This window comes from Streptomyces sp. UH6, assembly GCF_013421635.1.
Classification (GTDB): Bacteria; Actinomycetota; Actinomycetes; order Streptomycetales; family Streptomycetaceae; genus Streptomyces; species Streptomyces abyssomicinicus.
Window position 1 is genome coordinate 1 of the sequence record NZ_JACADT010000587.1, and the last position, 3591, is coordinate 3591.

Annotated in this window: 4 protein-coding genes; 1 reads left to right on the plus strand and 3 read right to left on the minus strand. The window is 72.7% G+C overall.

The features are described 5' to 3' along the window. The 3 genes from dmpG to HW445_RS22510 all read right to left on the minus strand — a co-directional run. Window positions 1–956, minus strand: a 956-nt coding sequence (gene dmpG, locus HW445_RS22500) for a 4-hydroxy-2-oxovalerate aldolase (RefSeq protein ID WP_218957275.1), incomplete at its 3' end; no start/stop codon positions are given. Between the two features lie 56 nt (window positions 957–1012). Beyond that, complete coding sequence (locus HW445_RS22505) at window positions 1013–1975, minus strand: acetaldehyde dehydrogenase (acetylating) (RefSeq protein WP_180222785.1); 963 nt, start codon at window positions 1973–1975, stop codon at window positions 1013–1015. A gap of 34 nt (window positions 1976–2009) precedes the next feature. Then, window positions 2010–2813 carry a 2-keto-4-pentenoate hydratase gene (locus tag HW445_RS22510; RefSeq protein ID WP_151771145.1) on the minus strand — a complete coding sequence of 268 codons (804 nt, stop codon included), beginning with the start codon at window positions 2811–2813 and terminating at the stop codon, window positions 2010–2012. On the opposite strand from HW445_RS22510, the gene HW445_RS22515 reads away from it, so the two are divergent. Further along, a partial coding sequence (locus HW445_RS22515; protein ID WP_257231229.1) for an IclR family transcriptional regulator occupies window positions 2812–3591 on the plus strand: 780 nt, incomplete at its 3' end. The two genes, HW445_RS22510 and HW445_RS22515, sit on opposite strands and share 2 nt — an antisense overlap.

Genomic DNA, 3591 nt, shown 5'->3' on the forward strand with positions numbered 1-3591 from the left:
GCCGCCAGGTCGAGGGCGATGTCGATGATCATGTCCTCCTGCCCGCCGACCAGACGCCGCCGGCCGCACTCCATCAGGATGTCGCGGACGTCGACGCCGTAGCGCCGGGAGGCGATCTCCGCGTGCCGCAGGAAGCTGGAGTAGACGCCCGCGTACCCGAGGGTGAGGGTCTCGCGGTCGACGCGCACCGGGCGGTCCTGGAGCGGCCGGACGATGTCGTCGGCGGCGTCCTGCAGCTTGAAGAGGTCGCAGCCGTGCCGGTAGCCCGACAGGTTGGCGACGGCGACGAACGCCTCGAGGGGGCAGTTGCCCGCGCCCGCGCCGTGGCCGGCGAGGGAGGCGTCGACGCGGCGGACGCCGTTCTCCACCGCCACCACCGAGTTGGCCACGGAGAGCGAGAGGTTCTCGTGGGCGTGGATGCCGATCTCGGTGGCCGGGTCGAGGACGTCCCGGTAGGCGCGGACCCGCGCGGCCACGTCGTTCATGGTGAGCCGGCCGCCGGAGTCGGTGACGTAGACGCACTGGGCGCCGTACTTCTCCATCAGCTTCGCCTGCTGGGCGAGCTTCTCGGGCTCGGCCATGTGGGAGAGCATCAGGAAGCCGGAGACGTCCATGCCGAGCTCGCGGGCGGCCGCGATGTGCTGGGCGGAGATGTCGGCCTCGGTGCAGTGGGTGGCCACGCGGACCGAGCGGACGCCGAGGTCGTAGGCGTGCTTCAGCTCGTCGATGGTGCCCACGCCCGGGAGGAGGAGCGTGGTGAGGCGGGCGTTCTTGAGGACGGAGGCGGCGGCCTCGATCCACTCCCAGTCGGTGTTCGAGCCGGGGCCGTAGTTGAGCGAGCCGCCGGCCAGGCCGTCGCCGTGCGCGACCTCGACGGCGTCCACGCCGGCCTCGTCGAGCGCCAGCACGATGCGCTTGACGTCCTCGGGGGTGATCCGGTGCCGGACGGCGTGCATGCCGTCCCGGAGGGTGACGTCCTGGACGAAGACCTGGACGTCGGCGTCGGGGGTGCTCACTTCGCGGTCTCCTTCGCGGCGGCGATCTTCTCGGCCATCTGCACCGCGGCCGAGGTCATGATGTCGAGGTTTCCGGCGTACTCCGGCAGGTACATGCCCGCGCCTTCGACCTTGAGGAAGACCGACACCTGGTGGGTCGGCCGGGCGGCGTCGCCCTCCGCGAGGAGCGTCTCGACCGGCTGGTCGGCGGGGATCTCGGAGATCTGCACGTCCTGGACCATCCGGTAGCCGGGGACGTAGGCGTTGACCTCGGCGACCATCTTCTCGACCGACTCGGTGATCTGCCGCGCGGCCGTCTCCCCGTCCTCGCCCTCCGGGAGGGTGGCCAGGGCGAAGACGGTGTCGCGCATCATCAGCGGCGGCTCGGCCGGGTTGAGGATGATGATCGCCTTGCCGCGCCGGGCGCCGCCGACCTTCACGATGGCCTCGGAGGTGGTCTCCGTGAACTCGTCGATGTTCGCCCGGGTACCGGGGCCGGCCGACCTGGAGGCGATGGAGGCGACGATCTCCGCGTACGCGACCGGGACGACCCGGCTGATCGCGGCGACGACCGGGATGGTGGCCTGGCCGCCGCAGGTGACCATGTTGACGTTGGGCGCGTCGAGGTGCTCGTCCAGGTTGACCGCCGGGATGACGTACGGGCCGATCGCGGCCGGGGTCAGGTCGATCATCCGGATGCCGAGCGGGCGCAGCTTCTCGTCGTTGTGGCGGTGCGCGCCGGCGGAGGTGGCGTCGAAGACGATGCCGATCTCGTCGATCTGGGGCGACCTCAGCAGTCCGTCGACGCCCTCGGCGGTGGTCTCGAAGCCGAAGCGGGCGGCGCGGGCGAGTCCGTCGGAGGCCGGGTCGATGCCGACCATGACCCCCATCTCGAGGTGCTGCGCGTTGCGCATGATCTTGATCATCAGGTCGGTGCCGATGTTGCCCGACCCGATGACGGCGACCTTGGTCTTGCTCATCGTGGGTTCCTTGCGGGAGGAGAGGCGGAGGGGGTCAGGAGAAGGTGACCGAGACCGTGCCGAGGCCGGTGACGGTGGCCCGGACGGCGTTGCCCGCCGCGACCGGGCGCATCGGGCCGAGGGCGCCGGAGAGGATCACCTGGCCGGCGCGGAGCGGGGAGCCCAGCTCACGGGCCTGGCGGGCGAGCCAGACGAGGGCGTTGACCGGGTCCCCGAGGCAGGCGGCGCCGTTGCCGGTGGAGACGGTCTCGCCGTCGATCGTCATGGTCATCTCGGCGGCGACGGGGTCGAAGTCGGCGAGCGGGACGCGCTGCGAGCCGAGGACGTAGCCGCCGGCCGAGGCGTTGTCGGCGACGGTGTCGCCGAAGCTGATGTCCCAGCCGGCCACCCGGCTGCCGCAGATCTCCAGTGCGGCGACGGCGTGGTCGACGGCCTCGCGGACCTGGGCGTCGTCGAGCGGGCCCTCGGCGAGGTCGGCCTTGAGGACGAAGGCGATCTCGGCCTCGATCCGCGGCTGGAGGATCGCGTCGGCCGGGGTGACGGAGCCGTCGGCGTACTCCATGTCGTCGAAGAGGACTCCGAAGTCGGGCTGGTCGACGCCGAGCTGCTGCTGGACGGCGGTCGAGGTCAGGCCGATCTTCCGGCCGACGAGCCGGGCGCCCGCCTCGGTCCGCTCGGCGGCGAGCAGCGACTGCACGGCGTACGCGGCCGCGACGTCGTCCCGGCCGATCAGGTCACGCACGGGGGCGGCGGGGACGCCGGTGGCCGCGGCCTCGCGGAGACGGGCGGCAGCGGCGGCGATGCTGTCGGGGCCGACAGCGGGCTGGGTCTGGGACATGCCGTCCACAGTGCGGCACCGGACCGGCGTTCTCCACGACGGCGTTCCGCTCAGCGGTACGCTGTTCGGCATGGAGCACCAGCGGGACCGGGACGACCTCGACACGGTCCTGGGCAAGGCACTGGCCGTCCTGCGGGCGTTCGGCCCGGCCGACTCGGTGCTGCCGCTGGCCGAGCTGGTGCGCCGCACCGGGCTGGCCAAGGGCACCGCGCACCGCGTCGCGGGCGACCTGGTCCACCACCGGCTGCTCGACCGGACCGAGCACGGCTACCGGCTGTCCGGCGGACTGTTCGAGCTGGGGCTGCGGGCCGCCGCCGAGCGCACGCTGGTGGAGCTGGCGATGCCGTTCCTCCAGGACCTGTACGAGCGCACCCACGAGACGGTGCACCTCGGGGTGCGCCAGGGCGGCGAGGTGCTGTACCTGACGAAGATCGGCGGTCACCGCCAGGCCAGGACGCCGTCGCGCACCGGGGGCCGGATGCCGGTGCACTGCACCGCGATCGGCAAGGTGCTGCTGGCCCACGCCGACGAGGAGGAGCTGACCGCTGTGCTCTCGGGCCCGCTGGAGCGGCGGACGCCCCGCACGGTGGTGGCCCCGGGCCTGCTGCGGCGGCAGCTGGTGAAGGCGGTGGAGACGGGCGTCGCCTACGAGTACGAGGAGTCCACGCAGGGACTGCTCTGTGTCGCCGCGCCGGTGCTCGAGCCCGACGGACGCACGGCGGTGGCGGCGATCAGCGTGACGGGGCCGGTGGGACGGTTCCGCCCGGAGCCGCACGCC

Coding starts and splice junctions, on each gene's coding strand:
- HW445_RS22510 (WP_151771145.1), bottom strand. CDS start 2,813: ATGTCCCAGACCCAGCCCGCTGTCGGCCCCGACAGCATCGCCGCCGCT.
- HW445_RS22505 (WP_180222785.1), bottom strand. CDS start 1,975: ATGAGCAAGACCAAGGTCGCCGTCATCGGGTCGGGCAACATCGGCACC.